The sequence below is a fragment of the Rubrivivax benzoatilyticus JA2 = ATCC BAA-35 genome (assembly GCF_000190375.1).
Taxonomy (GTDB): Bacteria; Pseudomonadota; Gammaproteobacteria; order Burkholderiales; family Burkholderiaceae_C; genus Rubrivivax; species Rubrivivax benzoatilyticus.
The window spans coordinates 1-3,309 of record NZ_AEWG01000092.1; the positions used below are offsets into that span (position 1 = coordinate 1).

The following is a 3,309-nucleotide window of genomic DNA, read 5'->3' on the forward strand; positions in this document are numbered from 1 at the left end:
CGCAGCAGCTGCAGATGTACGACCCGGCGCCCGTGCCGCCGGCCCCGGCGGCCCTGGCGGCGTCGGCCGCGCCGGTCGCCGCGCCGGCGCCCGTCACGCGGCGCTGGCCAGCCTCGCTGGGGCGGGCGCTGCAGCTCGCGCCGGTGGTCGACGAGGTCGCGCTGGCCGAGAACCTGGACCCGCTGCTGCTGCACGCCATCGCCCATGTCGAGTCGCGCCACGACGCCGCCGCCGTGTCGCACGCCGGCGCCCGCGGCGTGCTGCAGCTGATGCCGGCCACCGCGGCGCGCTACGGCGTGCAGGGCCGCAGCGCGCTGCACGACGCACCGACCAACCTGCAGGCCGGCGCGCGCCATCTGGCGATGCTGCAGCGCCGCTACGGCGGCGAACTGGACCTCATGCTGGCGGCCTACAACGCCGGCGAAGGCGCCGTCGAGCGCCACGGCCGGCGCGTGCCGCCGTACCGCGAGACGCAGGACTACGTGCGCCGCGTGCTCGGCGAGTACGGCCGTTTGCGCGCCGCCGCGGCCAGTCTGGTGCCGGTGACCGTCCGATGAGCCTCGCCGCCTATTTCGCGTCGGCCCGCACGACGCGCGGCAGCCTGTTGTCGCGCTACGGCGATCTGGCGCTGGTGGCCGGCGTCGTCGTCATCGTCGCGCTGATGGTGCTGCCGCTGCCGCCGCTGCTGGTCGACGTGCTGGTGGCGACCAACATCTGCAGCGGCGTGGTGCTGCTGCTGGTGGCGATCTACGTGCGCTCGCCGCTGGAGTTCTCGGTCTTCCCCAGCGTGCTGCTGATCACGACGCTGTTCCGCCTGGCGCTGTCGATCGCGACGACACGGATGATCCTGCTGGAGGCGCACGCCGGCCACATCATCGACACCTTCGGCCGCATGGTCGCCGGCGGCAACCTGGTGGTCGGGCTGGTGGTGTTCCTGATCATCACCGTCGTCCAGTTCATCGTCATCGCCAAGGGCGCCGAACGCGTGGCCGAGGTCGCGGCACGCTTCACGCTCGACGCGATGCCCGGCAAGCAGCTGTCGATCGACTCGGACCTGCGCTCGGGCGTGATCGACAAGGACGAGGCGCGCCGCCGCCGCCGCGAGCTGGAGCTCGAGAGCAAGCTGCACGGCAGCCTCGACGGGGCGATGAAGTTCGTCAAGGGCGACGCCATCGCGAGCATCGTCATCGTCGTCGTCAACGTGCTCGGCGGGCTGGCGATCGGCGTGCTGCAGAAGGACATGACGCTCGCCGGCGCGATGCACACCTACTCGATCCTGACGATCGGCGAGGGGCTGGTGGCGCAGATCCCGGCGCTGCTGGGCGCGATGTCGGCCGGCCTGCTGGTCACGCGCGCCACCGACGAGGAACGCGACCGCCACCTGGGCGACGCGATCGGCCGCCAGGTCGCGGCCAAGCCGCGTGTGCTGCTGGTCGCTGGCGGGCTGTGCGTGCTGCTGGCCGCGGTGCCGGGTTTCCCGGCGCTGGTCTTCCTCGGCCTGGCCGCCGTGCTGCTGGGCGGCGGTGCGCTGCTGACGCCGGCGCTGCGCAGCGTGCTCGAACGCCGCCTCGGCCCGACGCTCAGCAAGGTGCCGCGCCGCGAGGCCGCCGCCCCGGGCGTGCTGAGCACCGCCGCACCCGAGCCGCGCCCGGCAGTGCCGCTGCTGCTGGAGCTGCCGCAGAGCGCGCTCGACGCGGCCAGCGCACGCGCCCTGGTCGACGCGCTGTCCGAGGTGCTCGACCGCTTCCAGCTCCAGCTCGGCCTGCTGCTGCCGCGCATCGCGGTGCACCCGCGGCCGGCCGAAGCCGGCGCCCCCGCCGGCTGGCGGCTGCTGGCCTTCGAGGTGCCGATCGCCGAAGGCGTGCTGCCGCCGGCGCCGCTGCCCGCGGCGCTGGCCGAGGCCTGCCACCAGGCGCTGCGCCGCCACGCCGCGCTGTTCCTCGGCACGCAGGAGACCGGCGCGCTGCTGGCGCGTGCCGGCAGCGACTACCCCGACGTCGTCAAGGAGGCGCTGCGCGCGCTGCCGCTGGCGCGGCTGGCCGAGATCCTGCGCCGTCTGGTCGAGGAGGAGGTGCCGATCCGCAACCTGCGCGACGTGCTCGAAGCCCTGGCCGACGCCGCGCAGCGCGAGAAGGACGTCTTCGCGCTGACCGAGATGGCGCGCATCGCGCTGCGCCGCCAGACCAGCCACCGCGCCGCGCCCGACGGCGTGCTGCGCGCGGTGCTGCTGACGCCCGAGTTCGAGGACCGGCTGCGCGCCGCGGTGCGCGTGGCCAACGGCCAGTCGACGCTGGCGCTGGACCCGGCCGATGCCCAGGCGGCGATGCAGCGCCTGGCGCAGGCGGTGCGCACCAGCCGGCCGGCGGCGCTGCTGACCGCCGTCGACCTGCGCCGCCACGTGCGCAAGCTGGTCGAGGCCGAGTGCTTCGACACCCCCGTGCTGAGCTACCACGAGCTGATGCCGACGCTGCGCCTGGAGGTGCTGGCGCGTGTCGGCGACGAGCCCGCCGTGCAGCTCGAGGCAGCGTGAGCCGCCGCCCCCCGACCGAGCCTCTCCCCCCGATGAACCCCATTCCACGATCGCTGCCCGCCCGTCTCGCCGCGCTGCTGCTGGCCGGCACCTGCCTGGCCGCCCAGGCCGCGCCGATCCCGTTTGCCGAACGCCAGGTGCGGCTGACCGCGCGCGAGCAGCCGGTAGCGCAGTTCCTCGAGGACCTGTTCGGCCAGGTCGACGTGCCGGTGGCCGTCAGCGAGCAGGTGCGTGGTGCGGTCAACGGCGCCTTCGAAGGCGACGCCGAACGCGTCTGGGCCAAGGTCGCGCGCAGCTTCAACCTCGTCGGCTACTACGACGGCACGGTGGTGCACGTCTACGTGCCCGCGGAGCTGGGCACGCGCACGCTGCCGATGTCGCGCGAGGCCGCGGCGCGCGTGCGCCGCAGCGCGCAGGAGCTGAACATGCTGGACGCGCGCCACACGCTGCGCGCCACCGCCGAAGGCACGCTGGTGGCCGCCGGCACGCGGCGTTTCCTCGATCAGGTCGAGGAGCTGGCGCAGGGCCAGCGCGCCCAGGCCGCGGCGGCGGCGCCGCAGGGCTTCGAGGTGCACTTCCTGCGTTATGCCTGGGCGCACGACGTGGCGGTGAGCTTCGGCGGGCGCGACGTCGTCGTGCCCGGCGTCGCGTCGATCGTGCGCGCGCTGATGACCAGCCAGGCGCGCAGCCGCATCGAGATCAGCAGCCACGAGCGCCCGGCCCCGAGCACCGTGCCCAAGCTGCGCGGCCAGGGCCTGGCGGCGCAGGCCGCGCCCGAG

2 protein-coding genes and 1 pseudogene are annotated in these 3,309 nt (G+C 74.8%); all 3 read left to right on the forward strand.

Going from position 1 to position 3,309, the window contains the following annotated elements; genetic code table 11:
- Positions 1–557 (forward strand): lytic transglycosylase domain-containing protein (locus RBXJA2T_RS11045; RefSeq protein ID WP_009857454.1); only part of this gene is annotated, 557 nt, incomplete at its 5' end.
- On the forward strand, positions 554–2,530 hold the full coding sequence (locus RBXJA2T_RS11050; RefSeq protein WP_009857455.1) for a flagellar biosynthesis protein FlhA: 1,977 nt from the start codon (positions 554–556) through the stop codon (positions 2,528–2,530). The genes RBXJA2T_RS11045 and RBXJA2T_RS11050, both read left to right, overlap by 4 nt.
- 32 nt (positions 2,531–2,562) lie before the next feature.
- Positions 2,563–3,309, forward strand: a pseudogene (locus RBXJA2T_RS11055) (hypothetical protein); the annotation flags it as partial.

Excerpts from the sequence above, each read along its gene's own strand:
- RBXJA2T_RS11050 (WP_009857455.1), top strand. The coding sequence starts at position 554 with ATGAGCCTCGCCGCCTATTTCGCGTCGGCCCGCACGACGCGCGGCAGC.